General features: G+C 41.8%; 21 protein-coding genes. 12 read left to right on the top strand and 9 right to left on the bottom strand.

Annotation, left to right across the window (positions count from 1 at the left end; all coding sequences use genetic code 11):
• Positions 1-28: 28 nt before the first annotated feature.
• The 5 genes from ACFPTP_RS04810 to ACFPTP_RS04790 form a co-directional block, all read right to left on the bottom strand.
• The gene (locus tag ACFPTP_RS04810; RefSeq protein WP_381442644.1) at positions 29-733 is read right to left on the bottom strand and encodes a CpsD/CapB family tyrosine-protein kinase; all 705 of its coding nucleotides are present in this window, start codon (positions 731-733) and stop codon (positions 29-31) included.
• Positions 726-1466, bottom strand: a complete 741-nt coding sequence (locus tag ACFPTP_RS04805) for a YveK family protein (protein ID WP_381442643.1) — start codon at positions 1464-1466, stop codon at positions 726-728. Before ACFPTP_RS04805 ends, ACFPTP_RS04810 begins: the two co-directional genes overlap by 8 nt.
• A 223-nt stretch (positions 1467-1689) precedes the next feature.
• Positions 1690-2016 (bottom strand): four-helix bundle copper-binding protein, encoded by a 327-nt coding sequence (locus ACFPTP_RS04800; protein ID WP_381442642.1) that lies wholly within the window; start codon positions 2014-2016, stop codon positions 1690-1692.
• Between the two features lie 39 nt (positions 2017-2055).
• Positions 2056-2649 carry a hypothetical protein gene (locus ACFPTP_RS04795; protein ID WP_381442641.1) on the bottom strand — a complete coding sequence of 198 codons (594 nt, stop codon included), beginning with the start codon at positions 2647-2649 and terminating at the stop codon, positions 2056-2058.
• 154 nt (positions 2650-2803) lie between these two features.
• Positions 2804-3622 carry a ZIP family metal transporter gene (locus tag ACFPTP_RS04790; RefSeq protein ID WP_381442639.1) on the bottom strand — a complete coding sequence of 273 codons (819 nt, stop codon included), beginning with the start codon at positions 3620-3622 and terminating at the stop codon, positions 2804-2806.
• Positions 3623-3787: 165 nt separating this feature from the next.
• On the opposite strand from ACFPTP_RS04790, the gene ACFPTP_RS04785 reads away from it, so the two are divergent.
• The 8 genes from ACFPTP_RS04785 (at position 3788) to ACFPTP_RS04750 (ending at position 12181) form a co-directional block, all read left to right on the top strand.
• Complete coding sequence (locus ACFPTP_RS04785; protein WP_381442638.1) at positions 3788-4429, top strand: hypothetical protein; 642 nt, start codon at positions 3788-3790, stop codon at positions 4427-4429.
• Between the two features lie 27 nt (positions 4430-4456).
• Positions 4457-5146: a YjjG family noncanonical pyrimidine nucleotidase gene (locus tag ACFPTP_RS04780; RefSeq protein ID WP_381442729.1), complete on the top strand. Its 690-nt coding sequence runs from the start codon at positions 4457-4459 to the stop codon at positions 5144-5146.
• 431 nt (positions 5147-5577) lie between these two features.
• The gene (locus tag ACFPTP_RS04775) at positions 5578-6552 is read left to right on the top strand and encodes an agmatinase family protein (protein WP_381442636.1); all 975 of its coding nucleotides are present in this window, start codon (positions 5578-5580) and stop codon (positions 6550-6552) included.
• Positions 6553-6647: 95 nt separating this feature from the next.
• Positions 6648-7292 (top strand): helix-turn-helix transcriptional regulator, encoded by a 645-nt coding sequence (locus ACFPTP_RS04770; RefSeq protein WP_381442635.1) that lies wholly within the window; start codon positions 6648-6650, stop codon positions 7290-7292.
• A 102-nt stretch (positions 7293-7394) separates the two neighbouring features.
• Positions 7395-8654 (top strand): Nramp family divalent metal transporter, encoded by a 1260-nt coding sequence (locus ACFPTP_RS04765; RefSeq protein ID WP_381442633.1) that lies wholly within the window; start codon positions 7395-7397, stop codon positions 8652-8654.
• Between the two features lie 269 nt (positions 8655-8923).
• A complete protein-coding gene (shc, locus tag ACFPTP_RS04760; RefSeq protein WP_381442728.1) occupies positions 8924-10774 on the top strand; it encodes a squalene--hopene cyclase in 1851 nt (616 codons plus the stop codon).
• 111 nt (positions 10775-10885) lie between these two features.
• The gene (locus ACFPTP_RS04755; RefSeq protein ID WP_381442632.1) at positions 10886-11335 is read left to right on the top strand and encodes a DUF5661 family protein; all 450 of its coding nucleotides are present in this window, start codon (positions 10886-10888) and stop codon (positions 11333-11335) included.
• A 141-nt stretch (positions 11336-11476) separates the two neighbouring features.
• The gene (locus ACFPTP_RS04750; RefSeq protein ID WP_381442631.1) at positions 11477-12181 is read left to right on the top strand and encodes a DUF421 domain-containing protein; all 705 of its coding nucleotides are present in this window, start codon (positions 11477-11479) and stop codon (positions 12179-12181) included.
• Positions 12182-12261: 80 nt separating this feature from the next.
• Here the strand turns inward: ACFPTP_RS04750 and ACFPTP_RS04745 are convergent, their stop codons facing one another.
• From ACFPTP_RS04745 to hpaB, 3 genes are all read right to left on the bottom strand, one after another.
• Positions 12262-13128: a GNAT family N-acetyltransferase gene (locus tag ACFPTP_RS04745; RefSeq protein WP_381442630.1), complete on the bottom strand. Its 867-nt coding sequence runs from the start codon at positions 13126-13128 to the stop codon at positions 12262-12264.
• A 26-nt stretch (positions 13129-13154) separates the two neighbouring features.
• Complete coding sequence (locus tag ACFPTP_RS04740; protein ID WP_381442628.1) at positions 13155-14411, bottom strand: GNAT family N-acetyltransferase; 1257 nt, start codon at positions 14409-14411, stop codon at positions 13155-13157.
• 81 nt (positions 14412-14492) lie between these two features.
• Positions 14493-15944, bottom strand: a complete 1452-nt coding sequence (hpaB, locus tag ACFPTP_RS04735; protein ID WP_381442627.1) for a 4-hydroxyphenylacetate 3-monooxygenase, oxygenase component — start codon at positions 15942-15944, stop codon at positions 14493-14495.
• Between the two features lie 163 nt (positions 15945-16107).
• Here hpaB and ACFPTP_RS04730 point away from each other — a divergent pair, with 163 nt between their 5' ends.
• Entirely contained in the window at positions 16108-17007 is a 900-nt protein-coding gene (locus ACFPTP_RS04730) for a TIGR01777 family oxidoreductase (RefSeq protein ID WP_381442625.1), read from the top strand.
• A 60-nt stretch (positions 17008-17067) separates the two neighbouring features.
• Here the strand turns inward: ACFPTP_RS04730 and ACFPTP_RS04725 are convergent, their stop codons facing one another.
• Positions 17068-18366 carry an NCS2 family permease gene (locus ACFPTP_RS04725; protein ID WP_381442624.1) on the bottom strand — a complete coding sequence of 433 codons (1299 nt, stop codon included), beginning with the start codon at positions 18364-18366 and terminating at the stop codon, positions 17068-17070.
• A gap of 259 nt (positions 18367-18625) precedes the next feature.
• Here ACFPTP_RS04725 and ACFPTP_RS04720 point away from each other — a divergent pair, with 259 nt between their 5' ends.
• The 3 genes from ACFPTP_RS04720 to ACFPTP_RS04710 all read left to right on the top strand — a co-directional run bounded on the left by ACFPTP_RS04720 (position 18626) and on the right by ACFPTP_RS04710 (position 19975).
• On the top strand, positions 18626-19051 hold the full coding sequence (locus ACFPTP_RS04720) for an exosporium protein C (protein ID WP_381442622.1): 426 nt from the start codon (positions 18626-18628) through the stop codon (positions 19049-19051).
• A gap of 166 nt (positions 19052-19217) precedes the next feature.
• Complete coding sequence (locus ACFPTP_RS04715) at positions 19218-19640, top strand: ferritin-like domain-containing protein (RefSeq protein WP_381442621.1); 423 nt, start codon at positions 19218-19220, stop codon at positions 19638-19640.
• Between the two features lie 146 nt (positions 19641-19786).
• Positions 19787-19975 carry a hypothetical protein gene (locus ACFPTP_RS04710; RefSeq protein WP_381442619.1) on the top strand — a complete coding sequence of 63 codons (189 nt, stop codon included), beginning with the start codon at positions 19787-19789 and terminating at the stop codon, positions 19973-19975.
• Positions 19976-20009: the final 34 nt, after the last annotated feature.

Genomic DNA, 20009 nt, shown 5'->3' with positions numbered 1-20009 from the left:
GTAGTAGAGTAAAGAATGGTGCGTCCTATTAGTCTTTAGCAGCATTGTAATTATAATAGTAATGGCCTTTTTCAAGCTTATAATTGTTCAAAATTACTCCTAATACATTCGCCTTGGAAGTTTCCAGCAACCCCTTCGCCCTTTTAGCATTGTTTTTCTCGGTTTTTCCAGAACTGACGATTAAAATTGTCCCATCACATTTATTTGAAAGAATTTGAGCATCTGCAACTAATAGAACTGGAGGAGCATCGATAATGATAATGTCATACCTCGATTTCATTTCATTGAGGAGATCATCCATTGCTTTTAAACCAAGGAGTTCGGCAGGGTTGACAGGTATCCTCCCACAAGTAATCAAATCTAGCCCTTTGGTTTGTGTTCGTTTAATCACCTCATCCAATCCCCTTTGTCTATTTAATAAATGGGATAGACCAGGCGAAGTGGTCGTTCTAAACGTATACTGTGTCGTAGGTTTTCTCATATCCGCATCAACTAGAAGGACTCTCTTCCCAGCTTGTGCGAAGACAATGGCTACGTTTGCTGCCAATGTCGACTTCCCTTCCCCAGAAGAAGAAGAAGTGAAAAGGAGGGTCTTTAACTTCTTGTCCGGTCTCAAAAAATTAATATTCTCCCGGATCATTCTGAATTGTTCCAAAGCGATCGACTTAGGCGCATCTTTCGTAACAAGTTTACGTGCCGCTGTTCGGCTGTCCTTTTTCTTTTTCTTAAACATCCTGCTGTCCCCTTCTCCAAAAACGACCTAATAACCCTTTGATATTATTGCCATCCCCTTCTGAAATCGGACTCACAATCCCAATAACCGGAAATCCTAACAGTTCTTCAATGTCCTGCTCTGTTTTTATGGTCATATCTAAATAATTGATGAGGAATGCCAGTCCGACTCCTATCATCAATCCACAGACAGCCGCGATTGACATATTAAGCACTGGATTTGGTGTAGCAGGCAATGGATTTTCGAGATAGACAGCTGGCGAAAGGATATAAACGTTATTAACGTTCATTAACATTTGGATTTCTTCTTGGAGAACTTCTACAATTGTGTTTGCAATATCTACGGATTTGTAATGTTCCGGATCCTTTACACTGATTTTAATAACTTGCGAGTCTTGTGTAGTCTCTACTTTTATCTTTTTTTCAAGTAAATCAGGTGTTGTATCCAAGTCCAGAATTTCAATGACCTTCGTAAGAATAGCCGGGCTTTTGATAATGACAATATATGTATTAATGAGTTGAATATTTGTCTGAATGTCCTGTGAGCTAACTTGGAATTGTTCTGTCTGCTTTTGATTAATAAGTATTTGAGTGGATGCTTTGTAAATAGGCGTCAAGAAAAGATAGCTGATAACTCCAGTTATTGCCACTACAAATAGGGCCGTACTAATGATGAATATAAAACGCTTTCTTAGTACACTGAACAAATCATGTAAACTGACTGTTTGTTCCATAGGCATAATAGTCCCCTTTATAGCGGATTGTCACAGCTCTTAGGAATTCACACCCTACCATTCGCTCTTTTGTGCTACTCAATCCTATGCAATCGGACTTAATTTCATTCGAAATTAACGAGGCACTAAAGAGGTCGTTATTTTCCCAATAACGAAAAAAGCACGGACGGTGGTGACAATCCGTCCATGCTTTAGTAGGTTATTGCTAGTGAATGATTATCTGTTAAGCCGCCACTTCACGACATGCCTCTGCACATTTTCGGCAAGCTTCCGCACATCGCTTGCAATGTTCGTGTTCGTGTTTAGTGCACTCTTGCGCGCAACGTTCGCAAATATCAGCACAAAGGTCTATAATCTGATTTGTGAAAGGGCTATTGCGCGTTATCACTTGAACTGCAAATGCACAAACATCCGCACATTCACGGTCCAATCGAATGCATTCCGCCATCATTTTCACGTTTTCTTCTTTCAAGCATGCATCAAAACAGGTATTGCACGCCTCTAAACACTCTTGTAGCATTTTGAGACACTCTTCGTATTTTGTATTCATGGACTCACCTCCTGATAAGTGCATTCAGTGTTTTTTTCCCTATACGTTAACAGTTAAAACTGAACTCCCCGTGTGGTGTTTTTCCATGTCATCAGATTCTTTTTGAATTTCCTGTTTCTCTGCGATGGAATTGCCCCCTACCATAAGGACAACCGCAAAAATCAACAGTGCCAAAGGTTTTAATAGCCACTTTTTATTATGCACTTTTGCTTTTTTAGGAGTGCTTAACATCACGATCAGAAAGGTTGTACAAATGGACAAAAAGAAGAAAATCTGCACGAAAGTGATGGACTGTTCAACCCGCAGCATCTCGCCCACCATAGCCCCCATCATGCCGCCCATCAATCCTGCCATCAATCCTTCTATTATTGGGAGGATTCCAAAGCATAGACCGCATAATGAACCCGCAAATACACCAGTCGTCATTGCGAAGAGTGTCGAAAGAAATAGATTGCCTTGAAAGGTTGCACCAAATAAAACACCAGCAGTCAATCCGACATTCATTCCAAAAAACATCGAAATAATCATTCCTTGCATCGGTGCGAATGTCTTTCTATTGAGTGCCATCATCGCTACGACGATAAAAGTTAACAAAACGATTGAGCCTACTATAAATACATGAAATCCCCCCATCATCCCCCACCTCTCCGGCTAATGAAATCCAGTAACTATCCGTTATAAGGGTATGTCCCATCTATGTTCTAAATGATTGATTTCCCCACAATGAAAAAAGCATGGACGGTGGTCGTAATCCGTCCATGCTTTAGTATTTTTTTGCTTCATTCCCTTATCCAAAGGCGACATCCAATATCATCATGACTGCAAATCCGATCATTAAGCACATCGATGCCAGGTCTTTATTGCCATTTTCCTGTGAGCCGGGGATGACCTCTTCTACAACTACGAAAATCATCGCACCCGCGGCAAAGCTTAATGCAAATGGAAGCATGGGCTGCATTGTTGTAACCGCAATAACCCCGATGACAGCAGAAATCGGTTCAACCGCTGCGGATAACTGCCCGTAAAAGAAGCTTTTTCGGCGGGACATTCCCTCTCGTCTGAGCGGCATGGAAACTGCGGTTCCTTCAGGGAAGTTCTGGATTCCAATTCCGATGGCTAAAGCAATGGCGGCTGCCATTGTTGCGGATGGCATCCCCGCGGCCACTGCACCGAAAGCGACCCCAATCGCAAGCCCTTCCGGAATATTGTGCAACGTAATCGCAAAGACAAGCAACGTACTGCGTCGCTTGCTGGCGGGATTGATGCCCTCCGCGTCTTTCATCGAAGAGCTAGGATGCAAGTGTGGGATGATTTTATCCGCCACCCACAGAAAAAAACCTCCTAATAAAAAGCCGACTGCTGCAGGAAACCAGGATGGAAACGAACTGTTTTGCTCGGCCATTTCAATGGAGGGTGCAAGCAGCGACCAGAAACTTGCCGCAATCATGACGCCCCCCGCAAACCCAAGCATGCCATCCATCAATTTCTGGTTGACCTTCTTCGTCGTAAAGACCAAGGCGGCCCCGACAGCGGTCATCCCCCATGTGAACAACGTGGCGATCAATGCCTGTTGGACCGGGCTCAGCCCTATAAAAGTATCCATCATATATATTCTCCTCTTACCTAGTGATTCAATAGATTATCGCTATTATATGCGCCTAGTTTCCTTCGTGCAACATTTAAATTTCTAGTTGAATTTATTAATTGAAATGTTATTTTCCTAAAACGTTCCGTGGTATGATAAAAAAATGAATGTAAGGAGTGAAGAACGATGGATAAAAAAGAACGACAGCTTTTTGATACCTATTACAATAAGTTTGCAAATAGGAATTTTGATGAGAAAGATGTGTTAAGCTTTCTTTTATTTATTAGAAAAGAAGCACATGACAATAAAGTGATGAAAGAGCTCGGAGACTTCCTTGTGCAGAGGGAAAATTGCACGGGGCATGTGAAAGCGTTTTTCGAGGAGTGCAAGCAAATTATTGATAATCTCGGAAAAGGAAAGAAGCAAAAGATCGAGAATATGTTCTCTTTTAAAGAAATCCGGAACGGCTTTAATGCCTTATTCATTGACCAAGGCTTGGAAAAGCTTCCTCCCGAAGTGATCAATGATTTCATCTTGTGTATTATTTCGCTATTGCAGGACGTAAAATTAGTATCAGCGAACGGCAAAAAAGAAGTGGGCCATTTGAGTTTCGCAGCCTCCAGCAAAGAATTGTTTTTAATGGGCAATATGAAAGCGTTGCATAAGGGACGCTTTATACCTGTGACATTCCCGGTTTTATCCGTAAGAAATATGTATGAGAAAATCAAACCACAAGATGAAAATGACACCCCTTATTTATTTGATAATGCGATTATCGAAGTTATTAATAGTAATGGAGAAATGGTCATTACTTTTCCTGCATTGTAATGAAAAAGCAAAGGAAGTGGACGCATGTTGAAATATGATTTGTTTTTATTCGATTTAGACGATACGTTGATGGATTTCAGCGCTTGTGAAAAAAACGCCTTCTCACTTTCTTTCGAATCAAATGGGTACCCGAATGGATTGAGTGATTTCAGGGAAAGTTATCGCGCGGTCAGCAATGTACTTTGGGATGACTTGGAACATGGACGCATCACATTGGGCGAGTTGAAAACAGAGCGATTCAAGCGATTGTTCGAGCTGCATAGTCTTGACATCGACGCAGAGGTATTTGGGCAGACATACCTTGATTATTTAGGCAAGGAAATTCATGTCATCGACGGTGTGGAGGAAATGCTTGAGAGCCTAGGCGATTCCAGGCTCGCCATCTTAACGAATGGCTTTAAGGAAGTGCAGGATGCGAGAATTAATGGATCACCTCTGAAAAATTCATTTGAAGCAATCATCACTTCAGAAGAAGCCGGCTCGCAAAAGCCCCATCCCGACATTTTCGAGTATGTATTTAAGAAGCTTGGCGTAACGGACAAATCCCGGGTTCTGATGATCGGCGATTCGCTATCATCAGATATTCTCGGCGGCAACAACTTTGGCATTGACACGTGTTGGTACAACCCGCAACGCAAAGAAAATAAAAGTGCAGCAAAGCCAACCTACGAAATCCATAATTGGAAAGAATTCAGCTTCGGCAGCGTGGGCGTTTAATTGCTTAATAGGTGCCTGTGCACGACACTATTCAGTTAATACACTACAATTGCATATATTAATTTTAGGAAGCCCTCCATACCAATAATCGGTTGGCTTCCTACTGTATTTTTATAACTTATTATGAATTGTCATAAATGTGTCATGCACAGTCACCGATACTATTCAGTCAATACACTACAATTGCATACAAAAAATCAAGAAGCCCACCATATCAATATTTGGTGGGCTTCTTAGTGTATTTTTATAAGCTTCATTGTATTGTCATAATTGCACCTTACACAGGCACCTAAACATTGGCACCGATACATACATGTCAGCGTAGACTTTTAATTTTTTTAAAAAGTATTTGACTTTATTTAAAATAACCAGTACTATTCAATCAAGAAGTTTATAAATTTTCAAAATCACATCGAAAGGAATTGATTTCAATGACTGAAACTCTTTACGGAAATACACCATGCTTTTTAGGAGCAAAAAACATCTCTGCTACTAAATCTTTTGAAGATATAGATGCCGTCGTATACGGAATTCCTTGGGAAGGGGCCGTTACATGGGGTGATTACACAGGGTGTGAGCTTGGTCCGAAAGTGATGCGCTTAACATCCGCCCGTTATAGCGGTTATTTACCGGAACTTGATCATATTGATGTGTTCGAACATATGAAGCTCGGAGACATCGGTGACATCGATGTCGTTCCGGCTGATGTAGATGAAACAATGCGCCGCATTACAAAATTTTCGAGCGAACTGTGGAAAAGCGGAAAATTCCTTATTGGCTTAGGCGGCGATCATGGTGTCACTTTCCCGATTGTGAAAGCGCTTGCTGAAACGGGGAAAAAAGTTGGAATCATTCACCTCGATGCGCATTACGATAATCTCCCTTCTCATAACGGTGATCAGTATGCACGGTGCAGCCCGTTTGCCCGTCTATATGAGCAAGAAGGCGTGCGCAATGAAAGCATTATTCATACAGGGATTCACGGACCTAGGAATATGCCGGAAGCTGGACGGAATGCGAAGGAAGCCGGTGCGGTTACAGTAACGATTAATGATATTCGAAATGCGAAAGACTTAAAGCAACTTGCAGTAGAACTCTATGCAATGGCAAGTAAAGATGTAGACTGTGTATACTTGAGCATTTGCAGTGACGTGCTGGACTTTGCGTTTAACCCTGGTGGTCCAGTTGACGGCAACGGTCTCACTTCATATGAACTACTAACGCTTGTCTACGAAATTTGTAAACAAGGTGTAATCGGGATGGATTTCGTGGAAATTTACCCACAACAAGATCCGAACCAAAACTCAGCGCACTTCGCTTCAACAATTGTGTTATATGCGCTTGCTGGTGAAATTGCCCACAAACAACAAAAACTTGTAACAGGAGCTCATCTTTCCCGTGTTTAATTAATGAGTCTTCAACCCTTTACTTGGGTTGAAGACTTCTATACAAAGTGCTATAAAAGCGCTTTCATAAGAAACTAAAGAAATTGGTGATAGTTATGAATGGTATAAACGAAGAAAACAACATTATTTTGAAGCGTTATGAACCGATTGCTGATATGATCCATGCCACTTTTGGCAGTAATTGTGAAGTTGTCATTCATGATTTAAGCAACGTTCAATCTTCCCTTGTGTATATTCAAGGAAACGTGACAGGGAGAGCATTAGGTGCCCCTACAACCGAAGTGATTTTAAAACAATTACGCCAACAGGGCAATGAAGTAAAAGACAAGCTTGGTTTTACAACAAAAACGACAGACGGGAAAATGGTGAAAACCTCCCTCTCTTTCATCCGAAACGATGAAGGCGAAGTCATTGGTTATTTGGGCATCAACTTCGACATTACTGCTTTTTCGATGGTTAACCAAGTGATCAAAGAATTCACTACTGTCTATGATGAAGAGGAAAATGGAAGTCACGTGGAAGAATCTTATGCGAAGAATATTGATGAAGTCTTTCATCATTTAATCACTACGGTAGTGCTTGAGATCGGCGTTCCTATTGCTGAGATGTCTCGAAATGAGCGTGTACGTTTTGTTCAGAAATTAGAAGAGAAAGGTGCTTTCCTGATTCAAGGCTCCGCTGACCGTATCGCCAAAGTGCTAGGCGTTTCTAAACAAACAATTTATAACTATCTAGAATAATTCAGCTAGAAAATAAAGCTATCCACATGATGAAATCATAATCGGTTTCATCCACCTAAAATAGTCGTAATATTCTAAACAAGGAAACGAGAGGTGCTCACAATGACGAATATAAATCTAGAGAACATCCAAGTTGCGGAGAAAAAATCATTAATAGAAAGACTAAAAGTGATCGGTCCTGGCGCCATCATTACTGCTTCTTTTATTGGTCCTGGGACCGTCACAACTGCCACTCGCGCAGGTGCTTCGTATGGCTTTGCGATACTTTGGGCGGTCGTCTTTTCGATCATTGCGACAATCGTATTGCAAGAAATGACAGCACGTCTCGGCATTATTACGCGGCAAGGTTTGGGTGAAGCCATTAGAGAACAATTTTCCAATCCCATATTGAAGTACGGTTCCATGTGGCTTGTAATGATCGCAATCAGCATCGGGTGTGCGGCTTATATGGCCGGTGATTTGCTCGGGACATCGCTTGGCATTTCAACGCTGACGGGTATTTCGCCAAATGTGCTTGGTCCAATTGTTGGCATTGTTATTTTGTTCATCGGACTAAGCGGAAGTTATAAATTGATAGAACGGGTCATGGTCGCATTAATTGCCATCATGAGTTTGACTTTCATCACGACGATGTTTGTCGCAAAGCCGAACGTGAGCGAACTGTTCCAAGGGGCACTCATTCCAACAATCCCAAGTGGCTCCATCATTATGATCATTGCGTTGATCGGGACGACTGTTGTTCCATATAATTTATTTCTACATTCCTCAATGGTACAGGAACGTTGGAAGACATCGACTGACTTGAAAGAAGCTCGCATTGATACGATTGTCTCCATCAGTATCGGTGGACTGATTACGGCGGCGGTTTTAATTACCGCTGGCGCGATGATTCAAGGCCTCGAAGTTTCAAGCGCTGCAGACCTATCGCTTCAACTGGAACCCATCTTAGGCCACTGGGCAAAAACATTTATGAGTCTAGGACTGTTTGCGGCTGGATTTTCTTCCGCACTCGCTTCCCCACTCGGCGCGGCTATGACTGTCAGCAGTGTTTTGAAATGGGAAAAAGGGATGAAGGATAAGCGTTTTAAAACTGTCTTCGCAACCGTTATGATGATCGGTATCGTTTGTTCAGGTCTAGGTTTTAATCCACTCGACGTCTTATTGTTCGCACAAGCGTTGAATGGTATTTTACTACCTGTGATCGTGATTACACTTCTTATTATTATGAATAACAAAAAGCGTCTTGGAAAATTTGGGAACTCTGTTAAGGCAAATGTTATCGGTGGAATCGTAGCTGTAGTTTGTTCGTTCCTTGGGTTATATAGTTTAATCGATGCAATTAAAGCTTTTATTGGTGCATAAATGTTGCGCAATACAGGCAAATAATGTAAATAAAACTAGCACAAACCATGTACTTGGTCTGTGCTAGTTTTATGATTCTATTATTTCTTTTCATTGCTCGCTGGCATGATTTGTAAACGTCGTCTCCAAGGTGTTCTTGTATATTCCTCTCTCTATAGCGGGAAATCAGGACAAATTTCTTCATATAGGATTATGAAAAGCTGTATACATATATGAATGACCTGAAACAAGGAGATGACAAATCGTTGAAATTACGAGTAGAACAGGAAATGAATCGGCTAATACTTCAGTTAAAAAAGGATCAGACGCATAATGGTTCATGGGAGTACCCGTTTGAAACTGGTATTTCTACCGATGCGTACATGATTATATTATTACGGACTTTGGAAATGGATGAAGAAGAATTAATTCGGGAATTAACTTCAAGAATTTTGAGCAGGCAGGAAGCGAATGGAGCGTGGAAACTTTTTCATGATGAAGAGAACGGGAACTTAAGCTCTACAGTGGCGGCCTATTATTCCCTTCTATATTCTGGCTATGTCAGCAAAGAGGACTCTACAATGCAGGCTGCAAAAAAGTTCATTCTAGCGAATGGCGGCATCGAGAAGTCACTTCTGTTCACGAAGATTATGCTTGCGCTTACTGGACAGGTTGAATGGCCTCCCTATTTCCCGCTGCCTGTAGAAATGATTCTCCTACCTCCCGAGCTCCCGATCAGCTTTTATGATATATCTGTTTTCGGAAGATCAAATCTCGCCCCCATCATGATTGTGGCAGATAAAAAATTCGTTAAGAAGACGAGACGAAGTCCAACCTTGTCTGATCTTTACGCAGCCACAGAAACAGATGAATTCTTTAACGTACATGACATTCAACAATTGATTTCTTTAATTGAGCACGGTTTTAAAAGTGTACCAGGCCTCCCCCATTACATCCATGAGTTAGCAATGAATCGGGCAAAACAATATATGCTCACTCGCCTCGAGCCAGATGGAACCCTCTGCAGTTATTTTAGTTCCACATTCCTTATGATTTTCGCATTGCTCGCTCTTGGCCATTCCAACAGGGACCCGCTAATTATAAAGGCAATCCGTGGATTACAATCGATGAAATGCACGATTCAAGGCCATATCCATATGCAATATACAACCGCAACAGTTTGGAATACGAACTTAATCAGTTTTGCTCTTCAACAAGCCGGTGTCCCATCGACAGATGCCATAGTTCAAAAAGCAAATCACTACTTAGCGAAGCGTCAACAAACTACGTACGGGGATTGGGCGCTTCATAACCCTGGTGTGATTCCAGGTGGATGGGGATTTTCGGATATCGATACATTCATCCCGGACATCGATGACACAACTGCCTCACTGCGGGCCATTTCGCAGCTTGTCGGCACAGACCCACATTTCCATCAAGCTTGGAACAAAGGCGTTCAATGGATATTGTCCATGCAAAATAGCGATGGCGGGTGGGCTTCTTTCGAAAAAAACGTAAACGATGCACTCGTGCACATACTTCCGATTGAAGGAGGAAGATTTTTTATAACGGATTCGAGCAGTGCCGATTTAACAGGCAGGACGCTAGAGTTTTTAGGGAATTACACGAACTTACCGAAACATCATCAGACAATCAAACGAGGGGTCGACTGGCTTTTGCATCATCAAGAAAAGGATGGATCATGGTATGGTCGTTGGGGAATTTGCTACATTTATGGAACGTGGGCTGCGATTACCGGACTTGCTGCTTCAGGTGTAAGCGCCCAACATCCATCCATTCAGAAAGCGGTGAACTGGCTACATTCGATACAAAATGCAGACGGTGGATGGGGAGAATCATGCAAAAGCGACCTTGCGAATACGTATGTCCCACTCGGTTCAAGCAATCGTACCCAATCAGCTTGGGCACTTGATGCACTCATTGCAGCCTCGGATCAACCAACACCAGAAATTAATAACGGAATCGCCTATTTACTCAAAGCTTCCAACCAAAATGATTGGACGAATTCGTATCCCGTCGGCCAAGGAATGGGAGGTGGATTTTATATCCACTACCATAGCTATCAGTATATCTTTCCTTTACTTGCTATTGCGCATTATAAAAGGAAATTTATCATATGAAAGACAAATAAAAACGTAAAAACCTCTCATTGAGCTTCATCTCGTTTGTATCGAACATTCCCTTTACCTAACACATATGATAATTTACAAGTTGAGAAAGGATTGAAATGAATGTATTATGCTCCACTAATGCAACATAATCCCAATTCGCCCAGCTTACCAATGTATACCTACCACCCTACCGGAGTCAACCATACAAACACATTAGGTTTTTTCCGCCCCTGTCATCATGAAAACAGCATTGCACAAAGCAATCAAATACATGCAAATCCAGCAAATAATCCAAACGTTGTAAAATCCGCTTTTTCAAAAGAAGAAGCAGCTGCAATCGCTTTACTTTTAGGCATTGATTTCAGTAAGAGTAAGTTTGACTTAAATGAGTTTTGGATGGGAGTAAACACTGAGCTTGAACACGGAAAACGGTCCATCCAAACAAATGTCACTGATGATAACCCTCTTATTACTGGGAAAATCGCACTGGCCCACCTAAATGAATTTCCTGATTACTACAAAAGATTAAAAGTACTTGAAGAACAAGCAAAAGCCTATTGGAACAAATAAACGTGCCTACGCAGCATAGTTTGTTCTATGCCGCTTAGGCTCTTTCCTTGGGAAAAACATCCGCATCTATGTAGTATCATAACCATTTCCAATCACATACTACGGAGAAATACCAACGATACACATAGGGCGTGAGCAATAATGGCTTTTTTCTATGGACAAGAAACATTGACAGCAATCCAATGGGCGTTGCGTGCGATTATAGGCTTTTTCTTTTTATTATTTGCTATGAAGTTGATGGGCGAACGTTCTATTTCCCAGTTACGGTTGATCGACTTTACCATTGCCCTGATTATCGGAAACATTTTAGCTCATCCCTTATCCGATGAAAAACTAGGAATGAAAGGGTCGTTGATTTCGACAGCTGTATTAATCTTTCTTTATATCTCTTCCGTATATGCAACGTTAAAATGGGGAAATTTACGCAAAATGATGGAACCGTCCCCCTACCCACTCATTAAGAATGGGGAATTAATTTATCCGAACCTAAAAAAAGCGAGAATTACAATCGATCATTTATTATCAGAGCTGCGCAAGGAAAAAATTGAAGATATTCAGAAAGTAGCATTGGCATTATGGGAACCGGACGGGACCATTTCCTTTTTCCTCTCCCCTCAACACCAGGCGTTAACGCCTCAAGATTTGCAACTCCCTACAAACCCATTTTCATTTCCAATGGTAATCGTCAAAGAAGGGAAAGTCGATTTCGGGTCATTAACGAGTATGGGCAAAGATGTGGAGTGGCTGCAAACTAAATTCACAATTAATAATGTGCAAACTTCAGACATTTTATTGGCTACAGTTGACGATAGCGATAAGGTAACGATTTATCTATATGAAAGATGAGTAAGCATAAGAAGGAATGAAGCATTCACTCAAGCGGTGGATACTTCATTCCTTTTTCGTATGGTTCTTGACTGGTACTATTAGAAATATTTCGTCATAAAAACTTGTGATACTGGTGTATGTTCAAAACCACTTGCCAGTAAAGATGAAACTACACGACCATCTCCCTTTAGGAAGTTATAAGTTGTGCGATTGATCGGTTGGTGATATTCCAAAACGTGAGCAAGGAGTTTGTCTAGGGCGTCTTCGTTCCCATTTTCCCTCACTTGAAATAACGTAATGTTTTCTGTCTCATCGCCAAACACACATTTTTTCCGAATCAGACAAGCTCCCAGCACTTCCCCATTCTTTGTCATCAGCACAGCTTCCCCGCCTAATTTTGGCGTGTTACTGGCATCCGTTTGCCAAGGAATGATACTTGGGAATAAATCTGAGCCAACCGTCTGGGTAGCTGGCATTCTGATGATTTCATAACCTGTGAGATCTGGTAACTGCTTTTCTAAAACTCCGCTTGCACGCAAAAAGAGCAAATCGTCCTCAATCTTGTAACCGCACTTTTCATATAATGAAATCGCCGCCCTGTTTTCAGAAAGCGCCTCTAATGTGGCTATAGAAACATGATTTTCCTTTAACAGTTTTTCCGCCTCCTCCATCAAGGCAACCCCCAACTTCCTTCCCCTGTATTCCGGTATAATACCCGTTCCACCATTCCAGGAAATCTTTTTGCCATCCACTTCTCTTATTCCTTGAAGCACAAAGCCGATTGGGGTCACACCATCATAGGCAACGACAGATAACGCCGGAGATAATCCATCATTGCCAAAACGCCCGATGAATGTATCAAAAGGTAAATTCATCGGTAGTAGATAACCTTCAAACCCACGATTAAACAGGACATGGGCGTCTTCAAAGCTTACTGAAGACATCAATTTATACGAAATGTTCATACGTTCCCCTCACTCGACATTTATTATTAAAACGGAGTTAAGCATATCGGTTTCGCATTAGGCATAAGCCATCGATCTAACTGTTTTGCTGGCCAATTGTTCACTTCCACTTTTCCGTATTGGACCAGCTGCTCCATGCTGACACAGCCCATCCACCAAGAACTCAAATCTGAAACCGCAATGCATACATCAACTTCCTCCCTAGAAAGGGACGATTTTGCTATGCTCCAACAACCTTCGCTAAAGGTTAAACGGTAACTTCCGTTCTGCTCCTGAATAAACGAGTCCTCAACAAATAACTTGATCGTTACAGGGCTATCCGGCCGATCTAATGAGTTGAAATTCGTTTGTTCCACAAATGACTCGATGGAGCTAATTCTATACATGACCCCTGTACCGACCATTCCAATTTCATGGTAAACACTCGGGATCAAACGATTGCTATCGTTTCGAGGGTCTTCAAATTGATAGATGATCGATTCATCATGCGTTCGAACGTATACACGATCGACTTGATCCTGTTGGGAATGAATCCACGTACACATATCCATAAATGCGCTTGGCTTCGTCCATACCCATTCAAGAATATTCATCTCATGATGAAGAAAATGACTATCCTTTACAGGTTGTAACGTATAAGCAAGTGCACCAACTAACTCATCTTCCCAATACACTCCGGCATAATACGAAACCTTTTTCTTAATTAAGTTTCGTTCATGCCAAGTCCGTTCCACCATGCCATGATGCATGGAAGCAAATTTATTATAGACGGCAACAATTTCTTCCTCATTGGCAGGAGACAAAGGGACCACTTTCTTTCGATCCCCACTGCTTGGAAAGCTTGCAGGCTTCAGCTTATATTGGTAGCGAGTTGGCCCATAACCATATCCCATCTTTTGATAGAAAGACGTATTAAAAGGATATAACGAGACGATCCCGACATTTTCTTCTCTAGCAAGCTCGTGAAAATGTTGGAGCAACCGCTTCGCAACACCTTCTTTCTTGTAGAAAAAGTGAACGGCTACCGTGCCTATTCCCCAAATCCGAATCATCTTTCCATTTATATTCCCTTTAAGATCATGAAGTTTGTACATACCTACTAACGCATCTTGTTCCGTAAATAGCCCGTAATAGCTCAAGTTATTCTCAGATTCAATTTCGGCCGTAAGTCGCTCGATAAATGTTTTTTGGGCTTCCTTTCCTGATATTTGCATCCCTGGATAAGCCATCGCCGCTAAGGTAGCAGCTTGTTCTAAATCACCTTTAGTTAATAAACGAATCATGGAAATCCCCCCTTACCAAATTATAGTTGTGCGAATTATCCAAGTAAACCTAAAAAGAGTAACAGCCCATGATCTTGGGCGTTACTCTTCTCTATTCAGATTCAAGAAATTACTGACCACCTGTACATATTCAATTTTTGGGTACTTACCATATAAATCGCTTGCCATTCGAATTGGATCGCCAAAAAAGTATCGTTCATATTGGGTTTGTCTGGTTCCAAATGAACTCATTGTTAGATCCCACGCTAGACGAAATATCTTTACTCGTTCCTCTGCGGTCTTCGTTGCTCCTCTAAGATAAGAATCCAAGTCCTTTTGTATAGAAGAATGGAAAGCTTTTTCGGTTGGCAAGATAATCATTCCACTTGCCCCGATCAGCTGGATGATCTCAGTGAAACGAGGGTAGATTTTAGGAAAGATGTTACCGGCAACTTGAAGCGGGAAGATTTCTGGCCGCATATATCCCCATTCATCTACTTCCGCGTTATTCTCCGATTTCTCCAATAAGGCTTTCATCGTTTCTAGACCAATGATGATTTCTGACATCTTATCTTGGACATGTTGATAGCCGCCGATCTTAATCGTTTCGATCAGAAGTTCAGCAATCCCTAAGACGAACTCTGTTTTCACAATTTGTCTCGTCAATACTTGGTGCTTAGCATAGTGATGGAATGGGCTATGGAATGGGAATTCTTCGGCCACTTCCGTGTTGTTGTAATAAAACACTCGATCCCAAGGAACTAATACGTTGTCAAAGACAATAATCGAATCCATTTCATCGAACCGCGAGCTTAATGGATGATCAAAAGAAGATTGCCCCCCGATGAAAGTATCCCTGCAAATGAACTTGATTCCTTTCGTGTTAGACGGTATCGAAAAAGCGAAAGCTTGATCTTCATTAAATAGGAACTTCCCAACGCTAAATACTAAAACTTCATCAGTTAGGCCACCTTGCGTAGCAAGAAGACGGGCACCTTTGACAATAATTCCATCTTCATTTTTATCGACAACTTTGGCGGCGATTGGTTCATCGCTGTTTTCAATGTAAATAGGAGAACGATTCACTTGCGGAGAAATAAAGGTATGTGTAAACGACAAGTCATTTTCCCTGGCCAATTCGAAAAACGCCTGTAGATTCTTTGGAAAGCAATTCTCTTTAGTCGTTAAAAAGTTTGCTGAAGAAGCAAAGCTCATCAAAACCGTATTCAAATAATCTGGGCTTCTTCCCATGATGCCCCCTGAATACCTCGCCCAATGTTCAGTCATCTTCCTTCTTCTCCGTAAGTCCTCTTTCGTTTTAGGCTGCAAAAAAGAAAGCCCAATCGCTTCTCCTGATACAGGTGAAACAAACGTCATCTCATCTTTTATGTTTGGATCATGCTGCAAATCATAAAGAGCCGCTTTCGACTGAATAAGTCCCCTGAAGGCTGGATGTTCAGAGAGCGGCCCTACAATCTTTTCGCCGTCATACCAAATTTCATTATGTAGCTGGTCTATCCGGTTAATATAATCTCTTCCATTAATAGCGCCCATGTTCCACTCCCCAATTTTTTCGCTATTCAGTAAAAGTATTCGATTATAGTCGTTCATTAATCTATGTGAATAGAGTATGCTAATATTCCTTCCACCATTATACGATCGGCTTCATGGTAAACTGAAAATACGAAATGAGCTTGCTATTTTGGGAGGTGACATAATGAAAATCATTGTCGCGGGTGGCACCGGTTTTATCGGAAAGAAATTGATTGATCTTTTATTACAGAACGGCCATGAGGTAGTTGTGCTAACGAGGAGGAATAGATCTTCATCGAACAATTTGTCATATGTAGAGTGGCTGAAAGAGGATGCGATTCCAGAAAAGGAAATCGAAACCGCTGACGCAGTCATTAACTTGGCTGGCGTTTCGATAAACGACGGAAGATGGACAGCGAAACATCAAAAGCAAATCTATGACAGTAGGATGATTGCGACGGACGAGCTGCTGAGGATCATTTCAGAAATGCCTCAAAAGCCTTCTGTCTTTATCAATGCAAGCGCAATCGGCATTTATCCTGTCTCCCTGACTGAAGTGTATACGGAAGATTCCATTTCCACACCGGATGACTTTTTAGGCAAGACGGTTCATGACTGGGAGGAGAAAGCGAAGCAGGCAAGCAGATACGGAGCACGCACAGTCTTCATGAGATTCGGCGTCGTGCTAGGCAACGACGGGGGCGCACTTCCACTCATGACACTTCCGTATAAATTATTTGCAGGCGGAACGGTCGGATCGGGTAAACAGTGGGTGTCGTGGATCCATGTCACCGACGTCATCCGAGCCATTTTATTCGCAATTGAACACAGATCTGTGGAAGGACCTGTAAATGTAACAGCCCCCTCCCCTCTGAGAATGAAGGAATTCGGCAAAACGATCGGCACTGTCTTAAAACGACCGCATTGGTTTCCCACCCCAGCACTAGCTATGAAATTGGCATTGGGGCAAAAGAGCAAATTGGTTCTGGAAGGCCAAAAAGTATTGCCGGAAGTGTTACTGGAAAACGGGTTTACGTTTGAATTTCCGGAGCTGGAGTCAGCTTTGAGGGATTTGTTGAGATGAAGTGTCTTAATCAAAAAAAGAGCAACCACCCATAAAATAGGGAGTTGCTCTTTTCACTGATTAATGCGGTAGAAATGCCAATTGATAGAAGAACAGAACCGCGAACACATACACAAGTGGATGGACTGCACGCCATTTCCCCGAAACGACCTTCAAGATCGGATACGAAATGAAGCCTAATGCAATCCCTGTCGCGATGCTCGACGTGAGCGGCATGCTTAAGATGATGAGGAAAGCGGGAAACGCTTCGTCAATTTCATCCCATTTGATCTTCGCAATAGCCCCCATCATTAAACTGCCGACGATGATCAATGCAGGTGCTGTAATCGAAGTTAAACCCGAAACCGCACTGACAAGCGGTCCGAAAAACGCTGCAACAATAAATAGGATGGCAACAGTTACTGTAGTCAAACCGGTCCGGCCACCTGCCGCTACACCTGCTGATGACTCGATATAAGCGCTCGTTGGGGTTGTTCCAAACATGGAACCAGCCGTAGCTGCAACAGAATCTGCAAGCAGGGCTTGGCGCGCGCGGGGCATTTTATTGTCTTTCATTAACCCGGCTTGCTGCGCCACGCCGATCATTGTACCCGTCGTGTCAAAAATCGTCACCATAAGGAATGAGAAGACGACCGGGAATAGCATGTGCTGCCATACGTCCGTAAAGGCAGTGAACGGATTGGAAATGATGAACCCTTCAGGTAGCGACGGCATTTGAACGAAGCCTTGTTCAAAAGATAGATGCCCCGTGAAAAAGGCAACGACTGCTGTCACAATCATGCCAAGGAACAATGCCCCATGCACTCTCAATGCCATGAGAATTAGCGTGACAGTCAAACCAAGCAATGCAAAAAGCACAGTTGGTGAATGAAGATCCCCGAGTGCCACAAGATTTGAAGGATGAGAAACGATCATCCCAGCTTGTCTCATTCCGATAAAGGCGATAAACAAGCCGATCCCCGCTGTAATTCCATGCTTCAAGTTATCTGGAATTGCCTCAATCAACACTTTCCGGAAAGAAGTCAAAGACAGAATAACAAAAATGAGTCCAGCAACGAAAACAGCCGAGAACGCTGTTTCATACGTAATGCCGTTTGTTCCAACGACCGAATAGGCAAAATACGCATTCATCCCCATCCCCGGTGCAATCGCTATCGGATAATTAGCTGCTAGCGCCATCCATAACGTTCCGATGACCGTCGCAATAATCGTAGCCGTAAACACTTGATCGAAAGGCACGCCTGCATCCTTCAAGATGATCGGATTGACAATCACTATATAGACCATCGTAAAAAAGGTCGTGAACCCTGCAAGGACTTCCGTTCTTACAGTTGTATTATTTTCTCTTAATTTAAACACAAAGAAACCCTCCAAAACACGAACAATATTTTATCCCTTACATATATTATTCGTTTTTATAGGGATTTACAAGTGTTATTTTTTCAGACGTCAGAAATATGTCTGCGGAAAAGCTGTTAAATAGGGCCAATCATACCGAAAATCCACCATAGCCGATTTAGCCTTTTTTCAATAGAATCTATTAAAAATAATTCAATTGTCCAAGCTCCTCCTTCCAAACTGCATACTTTAAAGGTATTAAGTTAAGGAGGTGATAATAGTGGTTCAGGTCATTGATTACCAAGCAGAACAACCCATTCGTAGGTTTACTCCAAGTAGACCCATTACGATTCCACGTTCGCCATTAAGGGTTGCATTAGCAAATATTCGACTCACGATTCCTAGTGGTGCAACTAGAAATCGTGTAGAATTAGTTGCGACAGTAGGCGTGCATGGGGTGACAGGCACATCCCAAATATTATTTAGAATCTTCCGTGACGGAAGAGAAATCTTCAATACCCAAGTAGGAGTAGAATCTGATCCTACATCAGAAGTAAACTATGTAGAAACATTCCAAGCAATAGATTTTAATGTTGGACAAGGTACCCATGTTTATCAAGTAACTGCTCAAAATTTGACTCGTGGGACAGAAGCTGCTGTTGTAGGCCCTGTTTCCTTTAGTGGCTTAGCAATTTCTCAATCATAATAAGTAATTGCTAAGGAGTGCTTGATCTAAAAAGTAGGCCAAGCACTCCTTACTTTTACGCACTTATTTTAATAAAAATACATAGCACAACGCAAAAAAAATCGTTATAAGACAAGGTCCATAACTTCAGGTTTACTCATACATTAAGACTGGAGGTGAAAAATGAGTGGTTCAAAATCCCATGCAGACTTCGACAAGTACAGAAGTATTAAATGATATGTTGAAAGCAATTGATGGTGAGTACACTGCAATCTCATGCTATGAGCTACTGGCGAACCAAGCTCCAAATGACGAGATAAAAAAACGCATTCTTGAAATCAGAAATGATGAAATTAGACACTACGAAACCTTTTGGTACCTTTATATTTCTTTAACAGGAAAGCAGCCAACTCCTAAGATGACAAAACAATGTCCTACTAATTATAAAGATGGAATACGCGCTTCGTTCATTGATGAACAGGAAACAGTTGACTTCTATCACGATATAGCCAGAAGTACCGATAACCCCGTCATTAGAGACGCTTTTACACGTGCCTCGGCTGATGAACAAAATCATGCCGTTTGGTTTTTATATTTCATGCATCAATAACCTTGAAGTAGCTAGCCGACGATGATGTCGGCTATTGCTGCTTAAATATTTTTTTATAATGACTAGCTCTCACTTCATACACTCCCAGTGAACCCTGCTCCGTTTGAATCGTGTTCATATACTGTAATGAAGGGAGGGTTCGCTGAATGGATCGATTAATTCTATTGATATTGGCTAGTATTTTAGCTGGATTTGCATTAGTTAAGGTTCCCTTATCAGGTACCTTTTTAGCAGGTTTGGAGCCAATCACTGACATAATAGGTATCGTAGCTATATTAATTTTCTCCCTGTTCCTCATCTATAAAGGGTTGAAAGGACTGCTAGGAAAATACTAAATAGCTAGTGTTTATCAACCTGAAACAAAACGCC

The sequence above is a fragment of the Sporosarcina koreensis genome (assembly GCF_042655825.1).
Lineage (GTDB): Bacteria > Bacillota > Bacilli > Bacillales_A > Planococcaceae > Sporosarcina > Sporosarcina koreensis.
Note: the sequence above shows the minus strand (reverse complement) of the source record. Positions and strands in the feature narration are given on the sequence as shown.

Excerpts from the sequence above, each read along its gene's own strand:
- hpaB (WP_381442627.1), bottom strand. The coding sequence starts at position 15,944 with ATGGGCGCTATTAATGGAAGAGATTATATTAACCGGATAGACCAGCTA.
- ACFPTP_RS04755 (WP_381442632.1), top strand. The coding sequence starts at position 10,886 with ATGTATTATGCTCCACTAATGCAACATAATCCCAATTCGCCCAGCTTA.
- ACFPTP_RS04710 (WP_381442619.1), top strand. The coding sequence starts at position 19,787 with ATGGATCGATTAATTCTATTGATATTGGCTAGTATTTTAGCTGGATTT.
- ACFPTP_RS04775 (WP_381442636.1), top strand. The coding sequence starts at position 5,578 with ATGACTGAAACTCTTTACGGAAATACACCATGCTTTTTAGGAGCAAAA.
- ACFPTP_RS04740 (WP_381442628.1), bottom strand. The coding sequence starts at position 14,411 with ATGATTCGTTTATTAACTAAAGGTGATTTAGAACAAGCTGCTACCTTA.
- ACFPTP_RS04790 (WP_381442639.1), bottom strand. The coding sequence starts at position 3,622 with ATGATGGATACTTTTATAGGGCTGAGCCCGGTCCAACAGGCATTGATC.
- ACFPTP_RS04810 (WP_381442644.1), bottom strand. The coding sequence starts at position 733 with ATGTTTAAGAAAAAGAAAAAGGACAGCCGAACAGCGGCACGTAAACTT.
- ACFPTP_RS04750 (WP_381442631.1), top strand. The coding sequence starts at position 11,477 with ATGGCTTTTTTCTATGGACAAGAAACATTGACAGCAATCCAATGGGCG.
- ACFPTP_RS04795 (WP_381442641.1), bottom strand. The coding sequence starts at position 2,649 with ATGGGGGGATTTCATGTATTTATAGTAGGCTCAATCGTTTTGTTAACT.
- ACFPTP_RS04805 (WP_381442643.1), bottom strand. The coding sequence starts at position 1,466 with ATGGAACAAACAGTCAGTTTACATGATTTGTTCAGTGTACTAAGAAAG.
- ACFPTP_RS04730 (WP_381442625.1), top strand. The coding sequence starts at position 16,108 with ATGAAAATCATTGTCGCGGGTGGCACCGGTTTTATCGGAAAGAAATTG.
- shc (WP_381442728.1), top strand. The coding sequence starts at position 8,924 with ATGAATCGGCTAATACTTCAGTTAAAAAAGGATCAGACGCATAATGGT.
- ACFPTP_RS04765 (WP_381442633.1), top strand. The coding sequence starts at position 7,395 with ATGACGAATATAAATCTAGAGAACATCCAAGTTGCGGAGAAAAAATCA.
- ACFPTP_RS04785 (WP_381442638.1), top strand. The coding sequence starts at position 3,788 with ATGGATAAAAAAGAACGACAGCTTTTTGATACCTATTACAATAAGTTT.
- ACFPTP_RS04770 (WP_381442635.1), top strand. The coding sequence starts at position 6,648 with ATGAATGGTATAAACGAAGAAAACAACATTATTTTGAAGCGTTATGAA.
- ACFPTP_RS04800 (WP_381442642.1), bottom strand. The coding sequence starts at position 2,016 with ATGAATACAAAATACGAAGAGTGTCTCAAAATGCTACAAGAGTGTTTA.
- ACFPTP_RS04745 (WP_381442630.1), bottom strand. The coding sequence starts at position 13,128 with ATGAACATTTCGTATAAATTGATGTCTTCAGTAAGCTTTGAAGACGCC.